Annotated in this window: 26 protein-coding genes and 1 pseudogene; 8 read left to right on the forward strand and 19 right to left on the reverse strand. The window is 61.7% G+C overall.

Going from position 1 to position 23,515, the window contains the following annotated elements; all coding sequences use genetic code 11:
• Nucleotides 1-24 precede the first annotated feature (24 nt).
• Nucleotides 25-1,062 carry a hypothetical protein gene (locus ACW9HX_RS19920; RefSeq protein ID WP_457381922.1) on the forward strand — a complete coding sequence of 346 codons (1,038 nt, stop codon included), beginning with the start codon at nucleotides 25-27 and terminating at the stop codon, nucleotides 1,060-1,062.
• Nucleotides 1,063-1,096: 34 nt separating this feature from the next.
• Here ACW9HX_RS19920 and dsbG read toward each other — a convergent pair whose 3' ends face one another.
• The 4 genes from dsbG to ACW9HX_RS19940 form a co-directional block, all read right to left on the reverse strand.
• The gene (gene dsbG, locus ACW9HX_RS19925) at nucleotides 1,097-1,867 is read right to left on the reverse strand and encodes a thiol:disulfide interchange protein DsbG (protein WP_457381923.1); all 771 of its coding nucleotides are present in this window, start codon (nucleotides 1,865-1,867) and stop codon (nucleotides 1,097-1,099) included.
• Complete coding sequence (locus ACW9HX_RS19930) at nucleotides 1,843-2,718, reverse strand: prolipoprotein diacylglyceryl transferase family protein (protein ID WP_457381924.1); 876 nt, start codon at nucleotides 2,716-2,718, stop codon at nucleotides 1,843-1,845. The genes dsbG and ACW9HX_RS19930 overlap by 25 nt, the downstream gene beginning before the upstream one ends.
• The gene (gene dsbD, locus ACW9HX_RS19935) at nucleotides 2,718-4,451 is read right to left on the reverse strand and encodes a protein-disulfide reductase DsbD (RefSeq protein ID WP_457381925.1); all 1,734 of its coding nucleotides are present in this window, start codon (nucleotides 4,449-4,451) and stop codon (nucleotides 2,718-2,720) included. Before dsbD ends, ACW9HX_RS19930 begins: the two co-directional genes overlap by 1 nt.
• A gap of 124 nt (nucleotides 4,452-4,575) precedes the next feature.
• Entirely contained in the window at nucleotides 4,576-5,247 is a 672-nt protein-coding gene (locus tag ACW9HX_RS19940; protein WP_457381926.1) for a hypothetical protein, read from the reverse strand.
• A gap of 312 nt (nucleotides 5,248-5,559) precedes the next feature.
• On the opposite strand from ACW9HX_RS19940, the gene ACW9HX_RS19945 reads away from it, so the two are divergent.
• The 5 genes from ACW9HX_RS19945 (at nucleotide 5,560) to ACW9HX_RS19965 (ending at nucleotide 10,013) form a co-directional block, all read left to right on the forward strand.
• On the forward strand, nucleotides 5,560-6,240 hold the full coding sequence (locus ACW9HX_RS19945) for a response regulator (protein ID WP_085607085.1): 681 nt from the start codon (nucleotides 5,560-5,562) through the stop codon (nucleotides 6,238-6,240).
• Nucleotides 6,240-7,562: an ATP-binding protein gene (locus ACW9HX_RS19950; RefSeq protein WP_457381927.1), complete on the forward strand. Its 1,323-nt coding sequence runs from the start codon at nucleotides 6,240-6,242 to the stop codon at nucleotides 7,560-7,562. Before ACW9HX_RS19945 ends, ACW9HX_RS19950 begins: the two co-directional genes overlap by 1 nt.
• A 101-nt stretch (nucleotides 7,563-7,663) precedes the next feature.
• Nucleotides 7,664-8,149, forward strand: coding sequence for a GNAT family N-acetyltransferase (locus ACW9HX_RS19955; protein WP_457381928.1), 486 nt, complete (start codon nucleotides 7,664-7,666; stop codon nucleotides 8,147-8,149).
• A 143-nt stretch (nucleotides 8,150-8,292) separates the two neighbouring features.
• Entirely contained in the window at nucleotides 8,293-9,705 is a 1,413-nt protein-coding gene (locus ACW9HX_RS19960; protein WP_457381929.1) for a diaminobutyrate--2-oxoglutarate transaminase, read from the forward strand.
• Between the two features lie 83 nt (nucleotides 9,706-9,788).
• On the forward strand, nucleotides 9,789-10,013 hold the full coding sequence (locus tag ACW9HX_RS19965) for an MbtH family protein (RefSeq protein ID WP_085730638.1): 225 nt from the start codon (nucleotides 9,789-9,791) through the stop codon (nucleotides 10,011-10,013).
• Nucleotides 10,014-10,084: 71 nt separating this feature from the next.
• Here the strand turns inward: ACW9HX_RS19965 and ACW9HX_RS19970 are convergent, their stop codons facing one another.
• The 10 genes from ACW9HX_RS19970 to ACW9HX_RS20015 form a co-directional block, all read right to left on the reverse strand.
• A complete protein-coding gene (locus ACW9HX_RS19970; protein WP_457381930.1) occupies nucleotides 10,085-10,990 on the reverse strand; it encodes a metal ABC transporter substrate-binding protein in 906 nt (301 codons plus the stop codon).
• The gene (locus ACW9HX_RS19975) at nucleotides 10,991-11,890 is read right to left on the reverse strand and encodes a metal ABC transporter permease (protein ID WP_457381931.1); all 900 of its coding nucleotides are present in this window, start codon (nucleotides 11,888-11,890) and stop codon (nucleotides 10,991-10,993) included.
• Nucleotides 11,890-12,633 carry a metal ABC transporter ATP-binding protein gene (locus ACW9HX_RS19980; protein WP_457381932.1) on the reverse strand — a complete coding sequence of 248 codons (744 nt, stop codon included), beginning with the start codon at nucleotides 12,631-12,633 and terminating at the stop codon, nucleotides 11,890-11,892. Before ACW9HX_RS19980 ends, ACW9HX_RS19975 begins: the two co-directional genes overlap by 1 nt.
• Nucleotides 12,630-13,559, reverse strand: coding sequence for a metal ABC transporter substrate-binding protein (locus tag ACW9HX_RS19985; protein WP_457381933.1), 930 nt, complete (start codon nucleotides 13,557-13,559; stop codon nucleotides 12,630-12,632). The genes ACW9HX_RS19980 and ACW9HX_RS19985 overlap by 4 nt, the downstream gene beginning before the upstream one ends.
• A 35-nt stretch (nucleotides 13,560-13,594) precedes the next feature.
• A complete protein-coding gene (locus ACW9HX_RS19990; RefSeq protein WP_457381934.1) occupies nucleotides 13,595-14,161 on the reverse strand; it encodes a DUF6162 family protein in 567 nt (188 codons plus the stop codon).
• The gene (locus ACW9HX_RS19995; RefSeq protein WP_457381935.1) at nucleotides 14,158-14,490 is read right to left on the reverse strand and encodes a hypothetical protein; all 333 of its coding nucleotides are present in this window, start codon (nucleotides 14,488-14,490) and stop codon (nucleotides 14,158-14,160) included. The genes ACW9HX_RS19990 and ACW9HX_RS19995 overlap by 4 nt, the downstream gene beginning before the upstream one ends.
• On the reverse strand, nucleotides 14,487-15,011 hold the full coding sequence (locus ACW9HX_RS20000) for a thiamine pyrophosphate-binding protein (RefSeq protein ID WP_457381954.1): 525 nt from the start codon (nucleotides 15,009-15,011) through the stop codon (nucleotides 14,487-14,489). The genes ACW9HX_RS19995 and ACW9HX_RS20000 overlap by 4 nt, the downstream gene beginning before the upstream one ends.
• Nucleotides 15,012-15,025: 14 nt before the next feature.
• Nucleotides 15,026-16,225 carry a PepSY-associated TM helix domain-containing protein gene (locus ACW9HX_RS20005; protein ID WP_457381936.1) on the reverse strand — a complete coding sequence of 400 codons (1,200 nt, stop codon included), beginning with the start codon at nucleotides 16,223-16,225 and terminating at the stop codon, nucleotides 15,026-15,028.
• Between the two features lie 225 nt (nucleotides 16,226-16,450).
• The gene (locus tag ACW9HX_RS20010; protein ID WP_457381937.1) at nucleotides 16,451-17,326 is read right to left on the reverse strand and encodes an alpha/beta fold hydrolase; all 876 of its coding nucleotides are present in this window, start codon (nucleotides 17,324-17,326) and stop codon (nucleotides 16,451-16,453) included.
• 141 nt (nucleotides 17,327-17,467) lie between these two features.
• Nucleotides 17,468-17,926 (reverse strand): VOC family protein, encoded by a 459-nt coding sequence (locus tag ACW9HX_RS20015; RefSeq protein WP_457381938.1) that lies wholly within the window; start codon nucleotides 17,924-17,926, stop codon nucleotides 17,468-17,470.
• Nucleotides 17,927-18,076: 150 nt separating this feature from the next.
• On the opposite strand from ACW9HX_RS20015, the pseudogene ACW9HX_RS20020 reads away from it, so the two are divergent.
• Nucleotides 18,077-18,211 (forward strand): annotated as a pseudogene (locus ACW9HX_RS20020) (MetQ/NlpA family ABC transporter substrate-binding protein); the annotation flags it as partial.
• Between the two features lie 36 nt (nucleotides 18,212-18,247).
• Here ACW9HX_RS20020 and soxR read toward each other — a convergent pair.
• Entirely contained in the window at nucleotides 18,248-18,706 is a 459-nt protein-coding gene (soxR, locus tag ACW9HX_RS20025) for a redox-sensitive transcriptional activator SoxR (RefSeq protein ID WP_457381939.1), read from the reverse strand.
• Between the two features lie 90 nt (nucleotides 18,707-18,796).
• On the opposite strand from soxR, the gene ACW9HX_RS20030 reads away from it, so the two are divergent.
• Nucleotides 18,797-19,162 carry an antibiotic biosynthesis monooxygenase gene (locus ACW9HX_RS20030; RefSeq protein ID WP_457381940.1) on the forward strand — a complete coding sequence of 122 codons (366 nt, stop codon included), beginning with the start codon at nucleotides 18,797-18,799 and terminating at the stop codon, nucleotides 19,160-19,162.
• Here ACW9HX_RS20030 and ACW9HX_RS20035 read toward each other — a convergent pair.
• Genes ACW9HX_RS20035 through msuE form a run of 4 tightly spaced genes read right to left on the reverse strand, consistent with a single transcriptional unit; the run spans nucleotide 19,159 to nucleotide 23,203 of the window.
• Nucleotides 19,159-20,262 carry a sigma-54 interaction domain-containing protein gene (locus ACW9HX_RS20035; RefSeq protein WP_457381941.1) on the reverse strand — a complete coding sequence of 368 codons (1,104 nt, stop codon included), beginning with the start codon at nucleotides 20,260-20,262 and terminating at the stop codon, nucleotides 19,159-19,161. The genes ACW9HX_RS20030 and ACW9HX_RS20035 overlap by 4 nt on opposite strands.
• Nucleotides 20,263-20,285: 23 nt before the next feature.
• Nucleotides 20,286-21,473, reverse strand: coding sequence for an acyl-CoA dehydrogenase family protein (locus ACW9HX_RS20040; RefSeq protein WP_457381942.1), 1,188 nt, complete (start codon nucleotides 21,471-21,473; stop codon nucleotides 20,286-20,288).
• Nucleotides 21,474-21,483: 10 nt separating this feature from the next.
• The gene (ssuD, locus tag ACW9HX_RS20045; protein WP_457381943.1) at nucleotides 21,484-22,629 is read right to left on the reverse strand and encodes an FMNH2-dependent alkanesulfonate monooxygenase; all 1,146 of its coding nucleotides are present in this window, start codon (nucleotides 22,627-22,629) and stop codon (nucleotides 21,484-21,486) included.
• A 10-nt stretch (nucleotides 22,630-22,639) separates the two neighbouring features.
• Nucleotides 22,640-23,203, reverse strand: coding sequence for an FMN reductase (msuE, locus tag ACW9HX_RS20050; protein ID WP_457381955.1), 564 nt, complete (start codon nucleotides 23,201-23,203; stop codon nucleotides 22,640-22,642).
• Nucleotides 23,204-23,515: the final 312 nt, after the last annotated feature.

Raw genomic sequence — 23,515 nt, forward strand, 5'->3', positions numbered from 1 at the left:
CGGAATTTCATTTAAGGGACTGGCGTGAAGCAATTCTTCTGGCGCGATCTTGAAGATCTGCAAGGACAATGGGGTGGGCTGAGCATCGAGATCAGTGGCCCCCCTCAGGGCAAACCACAACTGCATCTGCGGACGGGCAACAATGCTCGCCTGAAACTGATGTTCAACGAGACCCCTTTGCTTTGGGGGACGATGGCGACTTCTTATTACGGTGCCTGGCTGGTGCGCAATCCGTTGCCGATGCAATGGGCGTCGCCACTCGTTCCGGCCATTGACTCGGCGCAGGTCGAACACCACCGCCATTTGCCCGCCGGGGAGCGAATGAAAGCCTGGAGCCGATACTTCATCAACCAATTGATGGAGCATCAGGCGGACTTTCTTTATCCCGGGCACTGGGTGGCACGGCCCATGATGCCTGTGGCCGTGCGAAGTCAACGCGGCGAAGGTGTGAGCAACTGGTATTTCTCGACAGAGCAAGAGATGACCAGTCATTTACCGAGATGGTCAGCTTTTGGTGACGGCATTCTTGACAATCTTCAGCCACGACCGGTGGAGTGGCTCGACTGGGATCTGGGCAATCTGATCGGTCTGCACACGGTCGATCCGTATGCCGGGCGTATGAAGTGGTGGCGCAAGAAGGCGAGAGAGGACAGCCTGCCCCCTGTCTTGCTGTGGTATGTCGGTGCGTTGTGTTCTTACGTGATTATCGACGGTCACTATCGATTGCAGGCCGCGCTGGCTGAAAACGTCAAACCGACGTTTATCGTTTTGAGTTCAACCAAAACCTACCCCCTCACACCAAATCCCGACACTCAACAGCGGGTGTTCAATTCCCTGATGCTGCAAAGCGAAAGGAATCCGGGATTTGATGTACGAACCTTGAACCAGGCGTTGATCAACAACTTCGATGATCGGCCCTGCCATTCGGCAAAAACCCATGCCTGGGCCGGCATCGTATCGGACACGGAGTGGTCGCAAGAGGTGAAGCAGTTTTTGCTCGAGCGCGAAGCTACAGAGGAACTGGATGACATCCTTGAGCGGTGTCAGCCGAGTGAGTGGTGACGGCTCCGGCAGTGTTTGCCGGAGCCGCCAATCGTTATTTCGGCCCGAGAATCTTCGCCAGTTTGTCCGGCGTCGGCGCGCCTTGCTGTTGTTGCAGTTCGCCTTTGTCGTCCATGTAGAAGATCGCCGGGGTGGCCTGTAATTCCAGGTCTTCCATCAACTGCATGTTCGCCGCGAGTTTGGTCTGTACGGCGGCCGGAATGTCCTTCAAGGCCTTGAGTGTGCTGGCCTTGCCGGCCTTCTCGTGTTCTTCAAGGGCCTTGGCCGGGTCTTTGGCGGCCAGCAGCGCGGCGGATTTGGCCGGGCTGTCTTCGCGGATGATGCCGACCATGATGTGGCGCAACTGCACCTTGCCGGCCTTGACCCAAGGGCGGGCCTGTTCCCAGAACATGTTGCAGTACGGGCAGTTCGGATCGCTGAACAGGTACACCGTGCGTGGCGCATCCTTGTTGCCGTCCTGAATCCAGTTGCTCGCTTCGAACTTGGCCCAGATTTCCTTGGCCATTGGCGCGTAGACCAGTTTCTGCAACGGCGCGCTGCTCAGGTCGTTGCCGTCGGCGTCGTACAGGTTGCCCAGCAGCACATGCTTGCCGTCCGGCGTCAGGTACAGCGCCATGCCACGGTTCTGGTATTGCGCGGCGTAACCGCGCAGGCCGTCGGGGGCGTCGAACTGGCCGACGATTTTTGCGCCCTTGGCTTCGATCTTCTTGATCGCGTCAGGCAATTCTTCAGCGGCCTGCGCCGACGGCAAGTGCAGCAGGGCAGCGCCCAGAGACAGCGTCAGCAGGTGGCGGAGGCGGGGCATGGCAGTTTCCTTGCAGAGGTGGCCGGTGCGGCGTTTGTAGTCGGATTCGGTACGTCGAAGTTTTCCAGGGCCCGGGCCAGACTGGCGTTCGACAACTCGCCCAGATGACTGGCCAGCAATTGACCTTCAGGGCTGTAGAACAGCGTAGTCGGCAATGCCATGGAACCCACGGCCTGGCCCAGATGACCGCTACGGTCGAACAGCACGTTGTTCAGGCTCAGGCCCTGGGTTTCGAGGAAGGTCGCGACGCTTTGCATGCTTTCGGCCTGATTGACGAACAGGAACGTCAGGTCCGGGCGTTGCTGCTGTGCGTTTTCCAGCACCGGCATCTCACGGCGGCATGGCGGGCACCAGGTGGCCCACAGGTTGATCACCAGCGGGCCGCCCTGATAGTCGGCGAGTTTCACGGTTTCCCCGGCGGCGTTGCGCAGGGTGATGTCCGGCAGGCGCGTGCCTTGCTCATAGATGTTCAGCGACAGGGTGGCCAGCACCCAGAACGCCACGCCACTGACCACGCCGAAACCCAGCGGTCGGCGCAAACCCGGACGGCGCCAGCCACGATACAGCGCCGCCAGCAACAGTACGATCACCCCCGGCCAGGCCAGAAAGCCGCCGTCGCGCAGGTCGATGATCTGCCACGGATCGTTGCGGTAATGGCCCCAATACACCGCGACAAAAGCCATTCGCGCCGCGAGCATCCCGAGCAGGAACAGACTGAACAGCGCCGACTCGGGGTTATCGCCACCGCGCTTGGCCACCCGCCAGCCGACGAAGGTCGCCAGCGCCAAAGCGCTGATCAGCAGCAGATGGTTGAGCGCAATGGCAAAGGTGCCGAGGGTGAAAGTCAGCATTAACGAGCGTCTCGGGTAGTGGTCCAGTGTTGCAGGAAGGTGTCGGCATCGACCTCGCCGGTGATGCGCTGGCTGCGACGCTCTTCACCGTCGGCGCCGATCCACACAAAACTCGGTGGCCCCGGCACTTTGTAGCGGCCGAGCAGTTCGCGGCTGGCGGCATTGTCATCAGTGACGTCGAGGCGCAACAAGCGCACTTCGCTCAGGGATTGCATCACCCGCGCCTGGCCAAACACCTTTTTCTCCATGACTTTGCACGACGTGCACCAGTCGGCGTAGTAATCGAGCAGTACCCACTGTCCTTGGGCCTTGGCGGTATCGAGTTCGCGTTGCAGGGCCGCTGGATCCTTGATCGTGGTGAAAGCCTCATGACCATTCGGTGCAGCCGTACCGGTGCGCCCGGCGCTGTAGACCTGCAACGGTTGAAACGGATCATCGCTGCCACCCGCTGCCCCCACCACCAGCAAACTGCCCCATAGCCCCAGCAACAGCGAGCTGGCACCGAACAACTGGGCGACCCGGCCGAAGCCTTCGGACTGTTTCCAGGCGCTGTAGGCCGCGATCAGCAGTAGCGCGCCGCACAGCGCGAGCCACAGCGACGAGTCCAGTACCGGACGCAGCATCAACACCGCTGTGCCGAGGAACAGGAAACCGAACACGCCTTTGAGCAGGTTCATCCACGCGCCGGGTTTCGGCAGGAATCGATTGCCGACTGTCACCAGCACCAACAACGGGATGCCGATGCCGATACCGAGGGCAAACAGGATCAAACCACCGTGCAGCGCATTGCCGCTTTGCGCGATGTAGAGCAGGGCACCGGCCAGCGGTGCGGTCATGCACGGGCCGACGAGCAGACCGGACAGCGCGCCGAGTACACCCGCGCCGACCAGGCTGCCGCCACTGCGACTGCGCGAGGCGTGCTCCAGTCGATCACGCAGGGCGACCGGCAATTGCAGTTCAAAGAAGCCGAACATCGGCAGCGCCAGAATCACGAACACCGCCGCGAACGTCCCGAGCAGCCATGGGTTTTGCAGCCACGCCTGAAGGTTTGCCCCCAGCAGGGCCGCGATGACACCCATTGCCGCATACACCAGTGCCATGCAAATCACATAACTGCTGGCCAGCGCGAAACCACGCCGTGCCGTGGCACCGCTGCCAACCACCATGCCGGCCAGAATCGGCAACATCGGCAACGAGCACGGCGCAAAGGCCAGGAGCAGGCCGAGACCGAAGAACACCAGCAGGCTCCAGCCCAGCGAGTGCTGTTGCAGGCCGCTGGCCAGCGCTTGATCCTGTGCCTCATCCGTCGCTGCAGCGGCTGCTTTGCCACCGAGGTCGATCACGCGAGTCTGCGGCGGATAGCACAGGCCGGCATCGGCGCAGCCCTGATAACTGACCTTGATCTGGCCTTTGGCTGCCGCCGGGATTTTCAGTTCGAGGCCTTGGCGATAGACCGTTTGCTCGCCGAAGTACTCGTCGCTATGGGATTCGCCTTCGGGCAGCGCTGGGGCATTTTCCGCCGCCAGCCCATCGAATTTCAGGCGTTTCTGATACAGGTAGTAACCGTCGGTGATCTGCCAGAACAGTTGGGTTTCGCCGGAATCCAGACGTTCGGTCGTCAGCACGAAGGCCTTGTCGACCGGGAGAAACTCCGGTTTTGTCGCAAACGGATCGTTCCCTGCCTGGGCCAGACCCGAAATCAACAGTACAAACAGTAGAAAAATATGACGCATGGTGGAGCCTTGTCCCTGTGCAAGTGATGAACACGATGGGCGGCAGCGATTAACCGATGATTAACCGGGCATCTCCATGCGTAGAACCAGCGCGACGCTACAGCATTGCAGTCGGTTTGGGGAGTCAGAGGCCCCGGGTCAACCCGGCGAATCTGCCACTGACATTGTGCAGGCCTCCCTCGACTCGGCCTTTTTGCATGTTGTAGGTCACGAACTGGTCATTGGTCAGGAAGATGTACCAAAGGTTGTCGCTGAAAGTAGGATCAATTTGAGCCGCAGTAATCAGGCGATGCTTATAAGGTTCAAGTCCGGGCAATACCGCTGTGGAGTTGTGATTTATTTGTTGCGTTACAGTATGGAATGTCAGATGAGTTCCGTCATTCAACAGGAAACGAAACAGATACTTGTGCCCGATTGCTTCCAGCCAGGTGCCGGCGATGATTCTGTCAAAGTAGGGCAGGATCGGCGTCCAGAGAGAGTTGGAAAGTTTGTAAAAGGCGTCAACCTTGTCCTGGTCTTGGTCGTAGGCACAAACCCATGGGTGATCGCCATTGTCAAAGAACAACCAGACAATGTCCTTGTCGCCCGCCAGTGTTTGGGTGAACCCGAATCGCAGGTGCATGGCATGGGCATCAAACCCATCCCAGCGGCCCTTGATCGGTTTCGGATAATCGTCGGATATTTTTTCGTCGCCATTGTTGTAGCGGGAATAGGTGTCGTTATCTTTGAGAAAGAAATAAATACGGTCGGCGCCGGAGCGCCAGTCGATGGCGACAAAGTTTTTTAGTTTGGACACTGGGTGTTCCTTTTTAATAAGGGATGATTGTTGGTGTGGTGGGTTATCTTTGTTTGTGTTGCGTTGAAAGGTTATCGCGGTAAATAACGTCTGTGCATTGTCTTGATGGTTGCTGTTTGTGTCGGGTGTAACTGATTAACTTGATAAGTTTATAAGTTGGTTTTTTAGTTGTCGGCGCAGTAGCTCGTGTTGGAAAAGAAGTTTTCCGTAGCCGCATGATTCGGGATCGTGCTTTTCCTTGGCACAAACAGTGCCCATAATTGCCGCTTAATCCTCTCCTGCTTGACTCGTGTTTTTTCTCATGGAGCTCCCATGCACGTACTGGTTTGCGAAGACGATGAGTTGATCGCCAGCGGCATCGTCGCGGGGCTGACTGCCCAGGGCTTGACGGTCGAACACGTCAACACCGCCTCCAAGGCCCGGGCGATCTTGAAGGTTGCCGAATTCGACGTGATGGTGCTCGACCTCGGCTTGCCGGACGAAGATGGCCTAAAACTGTTGCAGCAACTGCGTCAGCAGGGCCTGGAGATTCCGGTGTTGATCCTCACTGCGCGGGATTCGGTCACCGACCGGGTCGACGGTTTGCAATCCGGCGCCGACGATTACCTGCTCAAGCCGTTCGACCTGCGTGAATTGTTTGCCCGTCTGCAAACCCTGCTGCGCCGGGTGGCCGGGCGCAGCGTCAACCTGATCGAGCACGGCGCGCTGACCTACGACCCGAGCAGCCGCGAAACCACCCTCGCGGGCCGTTCGGTGGATCTGTCTCGTCGCGAACAATCCCTGCTGCAAGCCTTGCTGCATAACCGTGGCCGGGTGCTGTCCACCGAGCAATTGAAGGACAGCGTCTACGGTTTCAACGATGAACTGGAGAGCAACGCGCTCAACGTGCACATCCATCACCTGCGCAGCAAACTCGGCAAGGGCATCGTCGAAACCGTGCGAGGCCTCGGTTATCGCCTGGGCCCGGCCGATGGCGGAGAACCTGACAAGTGATGAGTCTGCGCCTGCGCCTGAGCCTGACCCTCGGCGCCGCGTTCGCGCTGATCTGGGCACTGGCGGCCGCCTGGATGCTCAGCGACCTGCGCAACCAGATGATGTTTTCCCTCGACCAGCGGCTGGTGGCGTCGGCGCGGATGGTCGCCGGGTTGCTGGAGCAATTGCCGGCGATACCGAGCAAAGGTGAAGGCACTCACTTCAGCGCCGAACAACTGAACATTCCCGGCGGCATGGCCTGTCAGGTCAGTTCGTTGCGTGGCGAAATCCTCGCCCGTAGCCACAACAACCCGGAACAGGCACTGGAGGCGCAGAAAATGGGCTTCCATGACCAGATGATCGACGGTGCACCGTGGCGCACCTTCACTCTGGCCCGGGGCGATGTGCGCATCACCACCGCCGACCGGGTGATCGAACGCGAAGCCTTGAACATGTCGATTCTGCTGGCAGCCTCGGTGCCGGTGGGCGTGGCGTTGCTCGGCTGCCTGTGCCTGCTGTGGCTGGGGATCGGTCAGGGGCTGGCGCCGCTCAACCGCTTGCGCGAAGCCTTGATGCGCCGCAACGCCGACTCGCTCGAACCGTTGCAGTTGCAGTCATTCCCCAGTGAACTGAAACCGTTGCTCGAGACCCAGAACCAGCTGTTCCAGCGCATCGGCAAGACCATCGAGCGCGAACGTCGCCTCACCGGTGACGCCGCCCATGAACTGCGCAGCCCGCTGACGGCGATCAAGACCCACCTGCAAGTGGCGCGCATGACCGACGGCAGCGCCCGCGACCAGTCCCTGGCCCGGGCCGAGGAGGGCGCCGACCGTCTGCACCGGACCCTTGAGCAATTGCTGTTGCTGGCCCGGGTCGAGGGCAGTCTGTCGTTCGACGACGGCGTGCAGTGCAACGCCGAGCAAGTGGCGAAACTGGCGATTCAGGATTCTGCCAGCGACGAGCGTCAGCGGATCAGGTTGCATCTGCCCGAAAAACTGTCCAGCGCACCGCTGCAAATGCCGGCGGTTTTGTCGATCGCGGCATTGCGCAACCTGCTCGATAACGCCCTGCGCCATACCCCGACGGAAGGCGCCGTGGAACTAAGCCTGGAAACCAGCGGCAACCGCGTGCGCTTCGTCGTTCGCGATCATGGACCGGGGATTGCACCGGACGATCTGCAACACCTGACCCAACGCTTCTGGCGCAACGGTCAGAGCACCGGCTGCGGGCTTGGGCTGGCGATTGTCCAGGCGATCGTCCAACGCTGTGCCTGCACCCTGCATTTCGACAGCCGCCCGGATGGCTTGCGGGTCGAACTGACCATGCCGCTGCAACCGGCCTGAGCACGGCACATCAAATGTAACCTCTCTCCATTGGTCATCCGCCGGCCACGACGCTATTGTCGCCCAAGCCTTTGACTCAATGGATTGAGGGAAACAGCGCCATGGATGCACCCATCTACATTGGCCCGGCCACCCCGGCCGACGCCGGTATCATCAGCCGCATCATCGAGCGTTCGATTCGCGTCGGTTGCGCGCTCGACCATCGTAATGATCCCCACCTTGTCGATGTCTGGATCCGCCAGCAATCGCCGGAACACATCAGCGCCTGGCTAGCCGATCCACAGCGTTATCTGAACATCGCCTTGATGAAGGGCCGACCGGTGGGCGTCGGCATGGCGCTGGCCGATGGCGATGTCACCCTTTGTCATGTGCAGCCGGAATGGTTTCGCCGGGGCGTCGGCCGGGCGCTGATGACTGACCTTGAAGGCTGGCTGCTGACTCGAGGCAGCGCCCGTTCCGTGCTCACCAGTACCCGCACTGGCGAGGCCTTTTATCGGCGTCTGGGGTATCGCGAATCGGCGCCGCCGCTCATTCGCCACGGCATGCGCAGCCTGCCAATGCACAAGCCGTTGCCGCTGTCGGCATGAGAACTCGATCAAGGGTGTAAATCCTCGACGTGCTGGTGCGTTTCCAGAACAGGAAAACCTGCATGTGCGCCCCGCGACCGGAACGCGCACCTGTGCGGTGTGCAGTTTTGGTCACTATCCATAGCGAATTGAGGGGTCGAGAGATGTCAGTCGCCACCAGCCTTATCGAAGAGTCGTCGGCCCGGATCGCCTCCGCGCCGACGGAAACGCTGTACCAGTTCAATGAATCGCCGCTGCTGGTCCGCCAGACTCAGCAGGAATCCAATGCCCGCAGCTACCCTCGGCGCATTCCCCTGGCGCTCAAACGTGCCAAGGGCCTGTATGTCGAAGACGTTGAAGGTCGTACCTTCATCGATTGCCTGGCCGGTGCCGGCACCCTGGCGCTGGGGCACAACCACCCGGTGGTGATCGAGGCGATCCAGCAGGTGCTGGCCGATGAGCTGCCGTTGCACACCCTCGACCTGACTACGCCGGTGAAGGACCAATTCGTTCAGGATCTGTTCGGTCTGCTGCCGCCAGCATTGGCCAAGGAAGCGAAAATCCAGTTCTGCGGCCCGACCGGTACCGACGCGGTAGAAGCCGCGCTGAAACTGGTGCGCACCGCCACCGGACGCAGCACTGTGCTGTCGTTCTCCGGCGGTTATCACGGCATGAGCCAGGGTGCGTTGAGCCTGATGGGCAGCCTCGGGCCGAAAAAGCCGCTGGGTGCGCTGCTCAGCAACGGCGTGCAGTTCATGCCGTTCCCGTACGACTATCGCTGCCCGTTCGGCCTCGGTGGCGCGGCGGGCGTGAAGGCCAACCTGAGTTACCTGGAAAACCTGCTCAACGACCCGGAGGCCGGCGTGCAATTGCCGGCCGCAGTCATCGTCGAGGCGGTGCAGGGCGAGGGCGGTGTGATCCCTGCGGACATCGAGTGGCTGCGCGGTCTGCGCCGCATCACCGAAAAGGCCGGCGTCGCGCTGATCATCGACGAAATCCAGAGCGGTTTCGCCCGCACCGGCAAGATGTTTGCCTTCGAGCACGCCGGCATCGCCCCGGACGTGGTCGTGCTGTCCAAAGCCATCGGCGGCAGCCTGCCGCTGGCGGTGGTGGTTTACCGCGACTGGCTCGATACCTGGCAGCCGGGTGCTCACGCCGGCACCTTCCGTGGCAACCAAATGGCGATGGCCGCCGGTTCTGCGGTGATGCGTTACCTGGTCAAGCACAAGGTCTGCGAACACGCCGCGGCCATGGGCGAACGCCTGAGCGAGCACCTGCACATCCTGCAGCGTGACTTCCCGCAACTGGGCGACATTCGCGGTCGTGGCCTGATGCTCGGTGTCGAGCTGGTCGACCCGAACGGTGCACCGGATGCATTGGGTCATCCACCGGCCTTCGCACGTCTGGCGCCGCTGGTGCAGCGCGAGTGCCTCAAGCGTGGCCTGATTCTGGAATTGGGCGGACGCCATGGCGCAGTGGTGCGCTTCCTGCCGCCGCTGGTGATCACCGCCGCTGAAATCGACCGCGTCGCCGAGATCTTCGGCCGTGCATTGAGCGCCGCGACCGCTGCCCTGTAAATTTTTCGCCGCGCCGAACGTTCCTTCTACATACCCGGCTGCACCCGCCGTGCAGCCCACCCTTACAACGATGGAGACACAGCATGACGTCAGTATTCGACCGCGAGGACATCCTCTTTCAGGTCGTGGTCAACCACGAAGAGCAGTACTCGATCTGGCCGGATTACAAGGCCATCCCGGAAGGCTGGCGCACCGTGGGCAAGAGCGGCCTGAAAAAGGAATGCCTGGCCTACATCGAAGAAACCTGGACCGACATGCGTCCGCTGAGCCTGCGCCAGAAGATGGAAGCGCAAGCGGCTGCACAGTAAGTCTTCAGCCAAAAAGAAACCCGCTGGACTGGAAACAGTCAGCGGGTTTTTTCATGTCCGGAGGAACGGTGTTACGCGCCGCTCAAACCCTTGAGCAGCGCATCCACATTGCCTTCCAGCTCTGCCACCGGATCCGCCGCATCGGTGCTCAGCACCAGCAGATGACTACCCGATTCGGCAATCGCTGCTTTCACCGCGTCCGACGGCTGCCGATGGTGCAGCACCACCGCCACGTCATTGTCCTTGAGCGTTGCGGTCAACTTCTTCAGGTCTTCCGGCGTCCATTCGGCATCCGGTCGCGGATCCTGTCCGATCAGCTCCAGATTCAGGCTGCCGATCAGATAGCCGAAGTGATCGCTCAGGCTCATCACGCTCAGATTGTCGGCACTGGCCAGACGCGCCTCGCTGTCGGCACTGAGTTTCAGCAGGCGCTGCTTCAGCGCCGCCAGATTGGCTTCGATCTTCGGTTTGTCCTTCGGTGCCAGGCGCACGAGGTCCGCTGCCATCACGTCGGCCATACGGCCCATGTTGTTGCTGGCCAGCCACGGCTGGCTGTTCAGGCCATCGACTTTCAGCCCCGGCTGCACGGCGATGCCGGGCAGGGCGCCGTCCACCGGGCGGGCGGCGTCGACTTCGACGATGCGGATGTTGCTGCGTCGGGCAATCGGGTACAGCGGATCATCGGCCCACAGAGAGCGCACGCCGATCACCGCATCGGCGCCGGTGGCCAGTTTGCTCAGTTCCGGTGCGCCGCGACCGGTGAAGTACGCGGTCTGGCGGCTGCCCGGCAGATTTGCCGGCGCTGCGCGTTCGAGGCTGATGTCGGTGCCCTTGAGCAGCACTTCGCCCAGACCGTAGGTGATGGGCAACGAGGCCAGCACCCGCAGCGGTTTGGTGCTGTCGGCGGCGAATACCGTTGTCGTGGTGACGCTGCACAGAGCGATGGCCAGGGTCAGTTGTCGCAGTGAAAAAGACATTTATCCAAGGTTCCCTTTCAGACTGGGGACGACGCCCCGGGCAATGGCGGCGAAGGCGAAGCCGATACCGGCGACGAGGATGATCGCGGCGCCGGACGGAATCGGCAGGTCGAACACAATGGGCGCGAGAATCCCGCACAGCGTGCTGACTGTGGCAATCAGCACCGAACACCAGAAAAAGCCCTTGAGCGACTGGCTGAGCAAACGTGCCGCCGCTGCCGGAATCACCAGCAGGGCACCGACCAGAATCGCGCCGATGACTTTTACCGCCGCGACGGTGATCAGCGTCACCAGAATCACGAACAGATAATCCAGGGTTTTCACGGCGACGCCGCGCACCGCTGCCAGTTGCGGGTTGAAACTGGCGAGCATGATGCGGTTGTACAGCGGCAATGCCAGGGCCATCACCAGCGAACCGACGATGGCCAGCACCGCCAGGTCATTGCCGTTGACCGTCAGCACCGAGCCGAACAGTACGTTTTCCAGAATGTGCACGTTGATCTTGCCCGCCAGGATCAGCAGCAGGCTGGCACCCAGCGCCAGCGATACCGACAGGAACACGCCGATCAGCGTGTCCGGGGCCAGGCCGGTACGGTTGCGCAAGTAGTTGAGCAGAATGCCGAACAGCAGGCAGTAGCCGAACAGGCTGCCGTACGGCCCGGTGTAGGGCTCGCCGAGCAGAATGCCGATGGCCACGCCGGTCAACGCCGCGTGGCCTACCGCCTCGGAGAAAAACGCGAAGCGCTTGACCACCACCAGCGTGCCGAGGCCGCCGAGCACCGGGCCGATCAACAGACCGGCAAGCAGGGCGTTGACCACAAACCCATAGGCGAGAGCTTCCGGCAGGTAGCCGGAAGAGGCCCAGCCTTGCACCATCAAACGAAAGGCTTCGTAACTCATCAGACAGCGCTCCGTGGATGGGTCGAGAACAGGGTCAGCAGGCGTTCCGGGGTCAGGGCCTGTTGCGGTGTGGCGTCGAACAGCACCCGGCGGTTGAGGCCAGTGACGCGATTGGCCAGGCGCCCGACCGCTTCCAGATCGTGCTCGATCCACAGCACAGTGATGCCCGCCGCACGCCAGTCACCCAGCAAACGCTCGAAAACCTGGATCCCGGCTTCGTCGAGGGCCGACATCGGTTCATCCAGCACCAGCAGTTGCGGAGCGGGGATCAGGCCTTGGGCGAGCAGCACCCGCTGGCGTTCACCGCCGGACAGCGCGCCCATCCGGCGCTTGCGTTTGTCCTGCATGCCAACCCGTTCCAGCGCGTCACCAATGGCGCCGGCGTAGCGTTTGCTCAAACCGAGAAACGCCGGGCGGCGCTGGCACATGGCAGCCATGAAATCATCGACGGTCATTGGCAGGCCCCGATCGAACTCCAGCGCCTGCGGCACGTAACCGATGGTGCCGGGCTCGCCGGGCCATTGCAGGCTGAGCCGGCCCTGGTGCGGCATCTGCCCGAGCAGGGTCTTGATCAGCGAACTCTTGCCGCCGCCGTTGGGGCCGACCAGTGCGTGCACGCTGCCGGGCTGCACCTGGAAAGTCACCTTGTCCAGAATCGTCGTGCGACCGAGGGTCAGGCTGACCTCCGAAAAATCCAGAGTCGGTCCGCTGCTGATGATTGATAGGTTTTCCTGAGCCGTCATGCGCCGGACTCCTGAATCGCCCGAACCACAGTGTTGAGGTTGCCGGTCATTTCCTTTTCGTACTTGTCGGCGGTGTATTCGCCGTAGGAAATGTGCGACAGCGGGTATAGCTTCACACCGGATTCGCGCTGAATGGTTTCGACGTAAGTGGAGGGGAAATCCATCTCGGAGAAGATCACCTTCACATCCAGTTCGCGCAGTTGATCGATGGTTTTCTTCAACTGGCTCGGGCTTGGCTCGATGCCGTGGGCCGGCTCGACCACCGCCGTCACTTCCAGACCGAACTCACGCAGCAGGTAGTCATAAGCGGCGTGCACCGTGGCGACCCGCAGTTCGGCGTTCGGTGCCTGGGTCAGTTTGGCCAGGGCGTCGGCGCGCATCTGCCGCAGGCGTTTGCCGTAGGCGCGGGCGTTCTGGGTGTAGGTCTTAGCATTGTCCGGGTCGAGCTTGCCCAGTTCCCGGGCGATGTTGTTGACCTGAGCAATCGAGGCGCTGATCGACAGGAAGGTGTGCGGGTTCACCACTTTGCCGGCACCGCGCGCGGCGACTCCGGTGGCGGCCAGCAGCGGCACGTTCTCGTTGGCTTCGATGGTCTTGATGTCCGGCGTTTCGCTGGCGGCGATCATGCGGTCGGCGAAGTCGTCATGGCCGACGCCGTTGAGCACGATCACGTCCAGCCCGCTGATGCGTTTGATGTCTTCGGCGCGGGGTTCGTAGGCGTGCGGGTTGAAACCGGCGGGAATCAGCGGCACGACATCGGCCTTGTCGCCGACGATGTTCGCCACATAGCTGTAATAAGGGTGCAGGGTGATGCCGATGCGCAGGCGTTTGGCCGGATCGGCGCTGGCCAGCGGGCTCAGCAGGCAGGCGCACAGGCCGATCAGCAGCAGGCGCAGGAAGGGGCGGCGTTGAGATGAACTAGGCATGGGCAAGCGGTCTTCTCTCGAATGAAGGCGAGGGTTCAATGACGATGTTCGCGGGTCACCCCGGCATCGAATTGCGCGACGATCTGTTTCCATCCGGCGGCGGACAGCGCTGCGTCGGACAGATCTGTCGGCGCTTGCAGATCGGCGGCACGGTTGAGCCAGATGTCCGGTGCGGCGTCGTTCAGGCGCATCAGAAACGAACCGGCCACGGCCGGTGCCTGGCTGTGGCCGAAGTAGGCGGCATTGGCCAGCAATTGCCAGACATGGCCGCCACGGCTCACAGAGCTGGCGTCCTGGGCGAACGGTGCGAAACCTTCATCCGCCAGGTTCTGCGGGGTCGGCAGCGCTTGTTGTTCTTCACGCAACAAATGGATTTCGTCGAGGGTCACTCGAAGGTCGGCATAGATGCCTTGCTCGCTGGCGCCGAGGTCGCGACGGGCATCGAGCTGATGGCTGGAAACCGGCTCGGGTTCGTGGGACACGCCGCGCCAGGCCACCACGGAACCGGCGACCGCGAGGATCAGCAGGCACATCAGCAGCACATTGAGGGTTTCATGGCCGGCACCGGCGGGGCGAACAACTTGAGTGGTCGGTGTGGTCATGGGGCTTCGATATCCGCTTGGTCGATTTCGACGACATGGCCGGGGCCGGCGTCGAACAGCACGTAGAACTCGGCGCCGGGTTTCTTGAAGGTCAGGGTCGAATCGGCGCCGAGCTTGCCCGGCACCAGGATGGTTTCGTCGTAGCCGATCACGTCAAGGGTCACCCCCGGCGCGCCGCTGCCGTCGGAGAAACCGCCGGTGCATTTGATTTGCTCGGCATCAATGGCCTTGCACTCGCACATCGGGTTGTGGGCCAGGGCACTGGCGCTGAAACCGGCGCACAGCGCCAGCAATGCAGCGCTCATGTTCAGGCGGGAGGGGCGGCTCATGGTTTGGCTCCTTGTTTGTTCAGCCAGGCAACGGTGGCGGGTGAGGCCTGGCTCAGCGGAATCGAGGCCTGGTGCATGCTGCCGTCCCAGCCTTCCATGGTGATCCACAGTTCGGCGTCGGCTCTGGTTTTGTCCGGGACGGGCATCTGCGTGCCCATGCTGTAAGGCGTGCCGAAGAAGATCGAACCCGCAGCTCGAAGGCTTCGCGGCTTGCCGATGCGCAGGTAGGTGGCCTTGACCTGTTCGACACAGGCATCGCACAGCGCGGCGCTAAAACCCTTCAGATAGCCGGCTGCGCCGTCGGGAAGCGGCGCTTCGTTGCGAAACTCGGCCAGACGCAGGCTCCACGGGCCAACCTGGACTTCGCCGATCTCGCGTTCACCCAGTCCGCTGTCGCCGCGAAACAACGCCTGGTCGGCGAAATACCTGGGCATGAAACCCAGCGGAATCAACAACAGCAGCACGTTGATGTGGAAGCGCCATTTATGCCAGATCACGCTCAGTCGTGAAGGCTGAGCCATGGGGGTGGACTTGCTCACAGGCTGGCCTCCGACGGTTCACGGTGCAGGGCCGGTTGTGCCTGAACGCGCTGTTTCTTGTTCTCGCGCTTGAGCGCGTTGGCGGTGGCCAGTGCGGTGCGCTTGGTCCAGATCAACAGCCCGCTCAGGACCATCATGCTCAGCACCAGCCCGAAGAAGAACCAGATCAGCTTGATCCACAGCCCACCGAAGTCGCCGGTGTGCAGCGGACGCATGGATTCGGTGACGAACTCCAGGGAGGTCCGGTCGGAAAGCAGGCGCGAGGCGGCCACTTCACCGCTGTAGGGGTTGAGCGTGGCTGACTGGAACATCAGCGGATACCAGCCACGTCCCCGGATATCGAGGTGGCTGTAGGCGTTGCCGGGCAAGTTGATGGTGCTGGCTTCGAACCCGGGAATCCGTTGCCGGGTGATTTCGATGGCGTGGTCCAGGCTGACCCGTGGCGGAGGCGAACCATCGGCGGACAACGGCACGCCTTCACGGGACATGGCCGCGATGACCGGTTCACTGGAGATGGAAATATGGTTGTCGGAAAGAATGGCTTCGATCAGGAACCACACGGCGGTGACCGAGATCACCGCGATGAACCAGATCGACCAGATGCCGCTGAGGCGGTGGAAGTCGCCCCAGAAGATCCGCGCACCGTGACGCAGGCGCAGGGTCGGGCTGAAGAAACCTTTCCAGAAACGCTTGTAGACCACCAGCCCGGTTACCAGTGAAGCCAGCATCGGCAGCGCCAGGAGGGACACCAGATACCAGCCCCAGCTGTAACCGTTGGTGAACGGCACCAGCCACCAGCCGTGCAAGGCACGGGTGAAGGCTCGGAAATTGAAGTCTGGTGCGGTGCCCTGAATCACACCGGTATAAGGGTTGACGTAGACCGTCACCGAGCGCCCGTCAGGCTGACTGACGTTCACCTCCAGCGCGAAGTGCGATTCGTCGGGGCGACTGATGCGTTCGACCAGTAACTGCGGTTCGGCAGTCTTGATCGCGGCGATGACCTGGTCGTAGCCCAGCAGCGGGGCATCGTCAGAGGGTTGGGTGGCGCGCATTTGCGGGTTCACCAGCCAGACGATTTCCTGGCTGACCACCGCCAGGGTGCCGGTGACGCAGACAATCAGGACAAAAAACCAGATCGGCAACGCCAGCCAGCTGTGTACCAGGAACCACAGTTTCGAGCGGGATTTCTTCGACATGATGACGGGTCTTGATTCGGTGAGAGGACTTGGCCACTACGGGCTTCGCAGCGCGGGAGTCCCTGAAGGGCCGGTCGTGGCTTTTGCCTACGCGACTGGCCCGCATCTCTATAAGACGGATGACCGAGGCAAATCCCGATGAAGGATGTGAAAGTAAATGTTTCGCGACCGCAATCTCACCACGACACCGGTCGGCGTCGTGGTGAGTCGCTTGGGGAGGGAAGCTCAGCGCAGGAACGACAGTGCTTCGGCGAGCAACAGCTCGGGGACTTCTTCGGCGAGGTAATGGCCGGCGGGCAGGGGCTTGCCGCGTACGTCGGTGGCCACTTTTTGCCATTCCCTGAGTGGATCGAAACAACGACCGACCGTGCCTTCGGCGCCCCACAGCACCAGCAGCGGCAAGCTCAGATGATGGCCGGCATCGAGGTCGGCACGGTCATGTTCCAGGTCGATATCGGCACTGGCCCGGTAGTCTTCGCAGATCCCACGGGCACTGCCGGGCAGGCTCAGGCATCGCAGGTATTCAGCAAACGCTGCGTCAGTGAACGGCTTGAGACCGGCGCTGCGGCTGCCCATGACACTGCGCAGGTAACCTTCGGGATTGGCTTCGATCAGGGTTTCCGGCAGCGGCGCCGGGCGGATCAGGAAAAACCAGTGCCAGTAGGCCCGGGCGAAGGCTTCGTTGGTCTGGCTGTACATCGCCAGGGTCGGCGCAATGTCCAAGAGCACCATGCGTTGTACGACTGCGGGATGATCGAGGGCCAGACGATGGGCGACCCGCGCTCCACGATCGTGGGCGAGGATCGAGAATTGCGTGAAGCCCAGCGCTTGCATCAGTTCCACGCCGTCGCGGGCCATTTCACGTTTGGAATAGTTGGCGTGTCGCTCATCGGCCGGCGGTCGGCTGCTGTCGCCATAACCGCGCAGGTCAGCGGCAACCACGGTGAAGTGCTCGGCCAGTTGCTCGGCGATCTTGTGCCAGATGACGTGGGTCTGCGGGTGCCCGTGCAACAGCAACAGGCCCGCCCCGCTGCCTTTGATGCGGTAGGTGATGTCCACGCCGTTGACGCGGCGCTGGTCTTTGACGAATCCGGCAAACATCGGGTGTGATCCTTTTTCAGGCGGTTGGCCTGCATCCTGAAATCGCCGGGCGTTCATGACAAGCGTGAAGCGTGGTTTGACGGTTCATGAATCGTGTTCGCCCATCCCCGCGCGTTGCGCGGGAATGGACTCTTGTCGTTGCTAACCCTGCTGAAACAGCTCCTTTGCCCGCTGCTCGATCTGCTCCTGGGTCAGATCTTCCTTGCGCGTGGCCAGAAACCACAGATGCCCGTAGGGATCTTTCAACGTGCCGCTGCGATCCCCGTAGAACTGATCCTTGACCTCGGACACGGCTGTCGCCCCGGCATCCAGTGCGCGCTGGAACGACTTGTCGACATCGGTCACATAAAGATGCAGACCGACGGACACGGCTTTGTCCGGATTGCTCAACGGCCCTTGATCGCACGGCGAGCCGAGCATGATTGCACTGTCTCCGATGCGCAGCTCAGCGTGGCCAATACCGCCGTCAGGCATGCTCAGTCGCATGACCTCGGTGGCACCGAATGCTTTTTTGTAGAAGTCGATGGCTTCGGCAGCTTTGTGAATGCCGAGATACGGGGTAATGCTGTGATACCCCTCGGGAATAGGTTGAACGCTCATGGCGTACTCCTTGTTTTTGTCGCCCTGTTTTTTGGGGGGTTGAAGGTGTGCCTTCGCCGGGGTTGCCGGTCGCTCAACTATAGGCGTGTGTCGCCGGCCCGACCGAGTACCCGACGAGCAGTGTTCAGCCATCGACAGTGAAGCAACAGAATCGAGTTTCTGGTCGCACGTCCCGACAACATCAACGCCCCGGGTTTTCAGCAACTGGCCAAGGTGTTGAATTCTGACGAAGTGCGCCAGTTCATTCTGACTCGTTATAAAGGGCAGATTGCGCCGGGGTTCTGATTCGTCCATCTGAAGGTTTCCACGCAGCGGGAACCTTCAGTCAGGAACATCCAGGAAGTGCGCCCCCGGCCCTTGCTCTCCCATTACGTCCCCCTGATTGCGCAGAGGACACGCTTCCATCGACAGGCATCCGCAACCGATGCAACCGGTCAGACGATCACGAAGCAGCATCAACTGATTGATCCGTTCATCCAGCTCCCGTCGCCATTGTTCCGACAATACTTTCCAGTCCGCTGCCGTCGGTGCACGGTTGTCCGGTAACTGTTTCAGCGCCTCGCCGATTTCCGCCAGCGGAATACCCAGCCGCTGCGCCACCTTGATCAAGGCGACGCGGCGCAGCACTTCCCGTGGATAACGGCGCTGGTTACCGGCATTGCGCTGGCTTTTGATCAGGCCTTTGGATTCATAGAAATGCAGGGCGGTGACGGCGACACCGCTGCGGGCCGCGACTTCGCCGACGGTGAGTTGCTTGTGCAGATTTTCCGCTGTGACCATTTGAAAATTGCCCCTTGACCTCTAGTTAACTCGAGGTTTTACCCTGCAGGCCTTCGAACCACAAGATTCACCTGACAGAGTGGGGATGTCATGCAAGCACCAGCGAAAAACCGCAGCTTCACCCAATTGATCGAATTCGAAATCGAGCCCGGCCAACAACCAGCGCTGGTGTCGGCCCTGACCGTACAAACCGAGCGTCTGGCCCAGCGTTATGCCGGTTTCGTCAGCGCCAGTGTCCAGGCCAGTGACGATGGCCGGCGAGTGCTGGGTTTTCTGCAATGGCAATCCCGCGAGGCGGGGGAAGCAGCGTTCCAGAGTTTCGAAACCGGCGAGCAGGACTTCTGGCAGTTGATCCGGGCGCATCAAGCGCGGACCGTGACCTTTGGTTCATTCCAGGTGCTGAGCAGCATCGCCCGCAGTCACGACGATGGTTTGCACTGCCAACTGGTGGGCTAGATCGACAGCTGGATCAATCGCTCGCCTTGCAGGTTTTCCGTGGGCCGCCGTTTGTTCACCGCCAGCTCGCCGATCTTGATCAGCCGCGTGCGCGTCACGTTGCGGCTCAGGCCGAGCAGCGCGGCGGTGTGCACCTGGTTGTAATGGCAGAAGCGATAGGCCGAGCGCAGCAATGCGTCCTCTACTTTTTCGTGCAGCGCGCCGGCCTGTAGTTCGAAGAGTTTCTGGAAGGCGCGCTCCAACAGCGCTTCCGGTGAGTCGTCGACGCTGCCGTGCTGGTCGTCCGCACGGTCGATGCGCAGGTTCGACAGCCGCAGGTCGTCGCGTTCGATCACGCCGTTGCGGCAGATCAGCAGCGTGTGATGGATGACGTTTTCCAGTTCGCGGATGTTGCCCGGCCAACTGTAGCCACGCAGCTTGTGTTCGGCGCCGGGGCTGATGGTGATGCGCCCGTAACCCAGGCGCTGACTGTAGGCCTCGATGAAGTGCCGGGTCAGCGGCAGGATGTCGCCGGGCCGCTCGCGCAACGGGCTGAGTTCCAGATTGACCACGTTCAGCCGGTAATACAGATCCTCGCGGAAATGCCCGGCGTTGATGGCTTTCTCCAGTTGCACGTTGGTCGCTGCCAACACCCGCACATCGATGGGAATGCTCTTGCGCGAACCCAGTCGCACCACTTCGCGTTCCTGCAACACCCGCAGCAATTTGACCTGGATCGCCATCGGCAGATCGCCGATCTCATCGAGGAACAAAGTGCCGCCATCCGCCTCTTCGAACCATCCGGCCTTGGCGCTGAGGGCGCCGGTGAAGGCGCCTTTTTCGTGGCCGAACAGTTCGGCTTCCACCAGCGATTCGGAAAACGCCCCGCAGTTCACCGCAATGAACGGCCGGTTGCGCCGGTTGCTCAGGTTATGGATGTGCCGCGCTACCAGCTCCTTGCCGGTGCCGGTTTCGCCGATGATCAGCACGCTGGCTTCGCTCGGTGCGACCTGTTGCAGATGCGCGAGCAACGCCTGGGATTTCGGGTCTTCGAAGACCTGGGCGGTGGCGCGGATCGACGTCGCCAGGGCGGGTGAGGGCGGCAGGGTCAGCAGTTGCATGGGTCTCGCTCCACGAAAGGAAATCAGGAATAGAACGTCGGCACCGGCAGGGCCTGGTTCAGCGCCCAGTCGCCCAGCTCGTGGAGTTTGTAATCCAGCGGGTCGTGCAGGGTTTGCGTGCGCAGGTTGCGCCAGTGCCGGTCGAGGCGCAGCGATGCGTGGGTCGAACGGGCGCCGGTGACTTCGAACAATCGGCTGCAAATCTCCAGGCCCTGACGGCTGGCGGCGACCTTGGCCGTGGCGATGGCCGTGGCCAGGTGACCGCGCTCTTCGGCGCTGAGGTTCGGGCCTTTGGCCCAGGCTTCGTCGAGCAGTGCTGCGGCGCGTTCCACCAATAGACGGATACTTTCGAGGGCGACCCAGAATTCACCGTAATGGGCCAGCACATAAGGATCTTCGCGCACCTCACGCACCGAGGATTTGTGCCAGACACGGGTTTCGCCAAGGGTGTATTGCCGCGCCTCTTCAAAGGCACCTTCGGCGATGCCGAGGAACATGTGGGTGAACGTCAGTTGCGCGATCAGCGGGCGCAGGCAGGCGAACGGGGTACTCAGCGGGCCCGGATCCAGCAGCAGTTCCGATTCCTCGACCCGCACCCGTTCAAACGTGGCGCTGCCGCTGTCGGTCTGGCGCTGGCCGATGTTGTTCCAGTCGTTGTGCAAGGTGATGCCGCTGCGGCCGCTGGGGATCGCTGCGATCAGCAGTTTGCCGCCGTTGCTTTCGTCCACCGCCGAGGCGATCAGCATCTGCGAATCGCTGGCGCCGGAGCAGAAACTTTTCTTGCCGGAAAACTCGCGCCAGCCACCCAGATCCTTGACCACGGTGCGGGTGTCCAGCGGATTGAGCGCGTTACCCCAGAACCAGTTCTGCCGAGCGGTCTGTTCGAACCACGGTTGCCATTGTTCGGGACGGGAAAACAGGCGCACGGTGGCGAGCATCAAATGATGAAAGCCGAAGACGTGGGCGATCGAGCTGTCGACCTTGGCGAACTCGCGCACGACTTGCAGGGTTTCGCTCCAGCGCGCGCCGAGGCCGCCGTAACGGGTGGGAATGCTCAGGGCCAGCAGACCGCTGTCGCGCAGGGCGTCGCGTTCGGCTTTCGGCGTGCCGCCGCGTTCGTCGCGTTCGACGGCAGTCAGGGCAAATTCGGCGGCCAGTTGTCGGGCGGTCTGCAAGGGGGAGAGCAGGGTGCTTTGCGGTTTGGCGGTCACTCGGTCTTCCTCAGGCGTTGGCTTTGGCGGGCAGTACATCGTTGGCGATCATTTCGCCAAACGGCCCGGTGAGGTTGGTGACACCGCGTCCGGCCAGGCTTGCATACGGCTCGGGCAGCAGCGGGAAGACCAGCTCGGCAAAGCGGTAGGCCTCTTCGAGATGCGGATAGCCGGAGAAGATGAAACTCTCGATGCCCAGGTCCGTGTACTCCTTGATTCGCGCTGCCACTTGCTGCGGATCGCCGACCAGTGCGGTACCGGCACCGCCGCGCACCAGGCCGACGCCGGCCCACAGGTTGGGGGCGATTTCCAGGTTGTCACGGCGCCCGTCGTGCAGGGCGGCCATGCGCCGCTGGCCTTCGGAGTCAAAGCGCGAAAAGGATTTCTGCGCGGCCTCGATGGTTTCGTCGCTGATGTGTTCGATCAGTTTGTCGGCGGCTTTCCAGGCTTCTTCGGCGGTCTCGCGCACGATCACGTGCAGGCGGATGCCGAACTTCACCTTGCGTCCGTGACGGGCGGCGCGTTCGCGTACATCGGCGAGTTTCTCGGCGACGGCGGCCGGTGGTTCACCCCAGGTCAGGTACACGTCGACCTGCTCGGCGGCCAGATCGTGAGCCGCGTCGGAGGAACCGCCGAAGTACAGCGGCGGATAGGGTTTCTGCACCGGCGGATAGAGCGCCTTGGCATTCTGTACTTTCAGGTGTTTGCCTTCGAAATCCACCGCCTCGCCTTGCAACACCCGGCGCCAGATCTTGAGGAATTCGTCGGTGACTTCGTAGCGTTCGCTGTGGCTGAGGAAGCTGCCGTCGCCACGGTTCTCGTCCGGGTCGCCGCCGGTCACGACGTTGATCAGCAAGCGGCCATTGGACAGTCGATCAAGGGTTGCGGCCATGCGCGCCGAGACGGTCGGCGAGATGATCCCCGGACGGATCGCCACCAGATAACGCAAGCGCTCGGTCAGCGGCACCAGCGCCGAGGCGATCACCCACGAATCTTCGCAGGAACGCCCTGTGGGAATCAGCACGCCGTGATAGCCAAGGCTGTCGGCGGCCTGCGCAACTTGTTTCAGGTAACTGAGGGTGACCGGGCGCGCGCCTTGGGTGGTGCCCAGATAGTGACCGTCGCCGTGGGTCGGCAGGAACCAGAAAACATCCATGAACAGCTCCTCAGGCGATTTTCAGCAAGGGTTTGAGGTGAGCACCGAACAGCGGGGCGGCACGTTCGGCGGCCAGACGGATGCGCGCCTTGAGCGGTTCGCTGGTGATCTGGTAGTCGGCGAAATCGGCTTCGGTGGCGTACACGCCAATCGGCAGGGTCACGGCCTGGAAGAAACTGAACAGCGGGCGCAACTGGTGATCGAGGACCAGCGCATGGCGTTCGCTGCCACCGGTGGCAGCGAGCAGCACAGGCGTGTCGATCAGCGCATTCAGGTCGATCAGGTCGAACAAATGCTTGAGCAAGCCCGGATAGGAGCCGCGATACACCGGCGCGGCGACGATCAGCAGGTCAGCCTGTTCGATGGCTTGCAGTTCGGCTTCGATCTCGGCGGGCAGTTCCTGACGGGACAGTGCGGCGCCGAGTGGGCGGGCGATGTCGCCGAGTTCGATCAAATGGCTCTCGATCGGCAAGTGACCGGACAATTCGGTCAGCAGAGCCTGAGTCAGCACCAGCGTGCGCGATGGACGCCAGGTTCCGCCGGACAAGGCGACGACTTTCAATGGACGCGACATGATCAGTTCCTTTTTCAACAGTTGCTCGGCGAGCAGTGAGTAGTCACTGGAGCAGAGCAAGCGCTGTACCAATTCCTGTAAGGCCCGTATCCCGGGGCTTTGAGCGTTGTCGGTAGCTGCACTCATGTGACTTTCAGGCCGGTTTGTTGAACCGCTGTTGCCTGGGAAACAGTTGCTGGAGCAACAGTGCCGATCGCGATGAAGGATTTATAAGGGCTGATTGTTATTCCGTAAAAGACTGTTAATTGATATTGATAGATTGTTTTTGAATATTCGAAGCCGATCTGTCGGAAACCTGATAGCCACTATTGA

The sequence above is a fragment of the Pseudomonas sp. SDO52101_S400 genome (assembly GCF_054071635.1).

Bases quoted from the DNA above. Each gene is read 5' to 3' on its own strand.
- dsbG (WP_457381923.1), bottom strand. From the start codon at position 1,867: ATGCCCCGCCTCCGCCACCTGCTGACGCTGTCTCTGGGCGCTGCCCTG.
- ACW9HX_RS19930 (WP_457381924.1), bottom strand. From the start codon at position 2,718: ATGCTGACTTTCACCCTCGGCACCTTTGCCATTGCGCTCAACCATCTG.
- dsbD (WP_457381925.1), bottom strand. From the start codon at position 4,451: ATGCGTCATATTTTTCTACTGTTTGTACTGTTGATTTCGGGTCTGGCC.
- ACW9HX_RS19945 (WP_085607085.1), top strand. From the start codon at position 5,560: ATGCACGTACTGGTTTGCGAAGACGATGAGTTGATCGCCAGCGGCATC.
- ACW9HX_RS19950 (WP_457381927.1), top strand. From the start codon at position 6,240: ATGAGTCTGCGCCTGCGCCTGAGCCTGACCCTCGGCGCCGCGTTCGCG.
- ACW9HX_RS19955 (WP_457381928.1), top strand. From the start codon at position 7,664: ATGGATGCACCCATCTACATTGGCCCGGCCACCCCGGCCGACGCCGGT.
- ACW9HX_RS19960 (WP_457381929.1), top strand. From the start codon at position 8,293: ATGTCAGTCGCCACCAGCCTTATCGAAGAGTCGTCGGCCCGGATCGCC.
- ACW9HX_RS19965 (WP_085730638.1), top strand. From the start codon at position 9,789: ATGACGTCAGTATTCGACCGCGAGGACATCCTCTTTCAGGTCGTGGTC.
- ACW9HX_RS19970 (WP_457381930.1), bottom strand. From the start codon at position 10,990: ATGTCTTTTTCACTGCGACAACTGACCCTGGCCATCGCTCTGTGCAGC.
- ACW9HX_RS19975 (WP_457381931.1), bottom strand. From the start codon at position 11,890: ATGAGTTACGAAGCCTTTCGTTTGATGGTGCAAGGCTGGGCCTCTTCC.
- ACW9HX_RS19980 (WP_457381932.1), bottom strand. From the start codon at position 12,633: ATGACGGCTCAGGAAAACCTATCAATCATCAGCAGCGGACCGACTCTG.
- ACW9HX_RS19985 (WP_457381933.1), bottom strand. From the start codon at position 13,559: ATGCCTAGTTCATCTCAACGCCGCCCCTTCCTGCGCCTGCTGCTGATC.
- ACW9HX_RS19990 (WP_457381934.1), bottom strand. From the start codon at position 14,161: ATGACCACACCGACCACTCAAGTTGTTCGCCCCGCCGGTGCCGGCCAT.
- ACW9HX_RS19995 (WP_457381935.1), bottom strand. From the start codon at position 14,490: ATGAGCCGCCCCTCCCGCCTGAACATGAGCGCTGCATTGCTGGCGCTG.
- ACW9HX_RS20000 (WP_457381954.1), bottom strand. From the start codon at position 15,011: ATGGCTCAGCCTTCACGACTGAGCGTGATCTGGCATAAATGGCGCTTC.
- ACW9HX_RS20005 (WP_457381936.1), bottom strand. From the start codon at position 16,225: ATGTCGAAGAAATCCCGCTCGAAACTGTGGTTCCTGGTACACAGCTGG.
- ACW9HX_RS20010 (WP_457381937.1), bottom strand. From the start codon at position 17,326: ATGTTTGCCGGATTCGTCAAAGACCAGCGCCGCGTCAACGGCGTGGAC.
- ACW9HX_RS20015 (WP_457381938.1), bottom strand. From the start codon at position 17,926: ATGAGCGTTCAACCTATTCCCGAGGGGTATCACAGCATTACCCCGTAT.
- soxR (WP_457381939.1), bottom strand. From the start codon at position 18,706: ATGGTCACAGCGGAAAATCTGCACAAGCAACTCACCGTCGGCGAAGTC.
- ACW9HX_RS20030 (WP_457381940.1), top strand. From the start codon at position 18,797: ATGCAAGCACCAGCGAAAAACCGCAGCTTCACCCAATTGATCGAATTC.
- ACW9HX_RS20035 (WP_457381941.1), bottom strand. From the start codon at position 20,262: ATGCAACTGCTGACCCTGCCGCCCTCACCCGCCCTGGCGACGTCGATC.
- ssuD (WP_457381943.1), bottom strand. From the start codon at position 22,629: ATGGATGTTTTCTGGTTCCTGCCGACCCACGGCGACGGTCACTATCTG.
- msuE (WP_457381955.1), bottom strand. From the start codon at position 23,203: ATGTCGCGTCCATTGAAAGTCGTCGCCTTGTCCGGCGGAACCTGGCGT.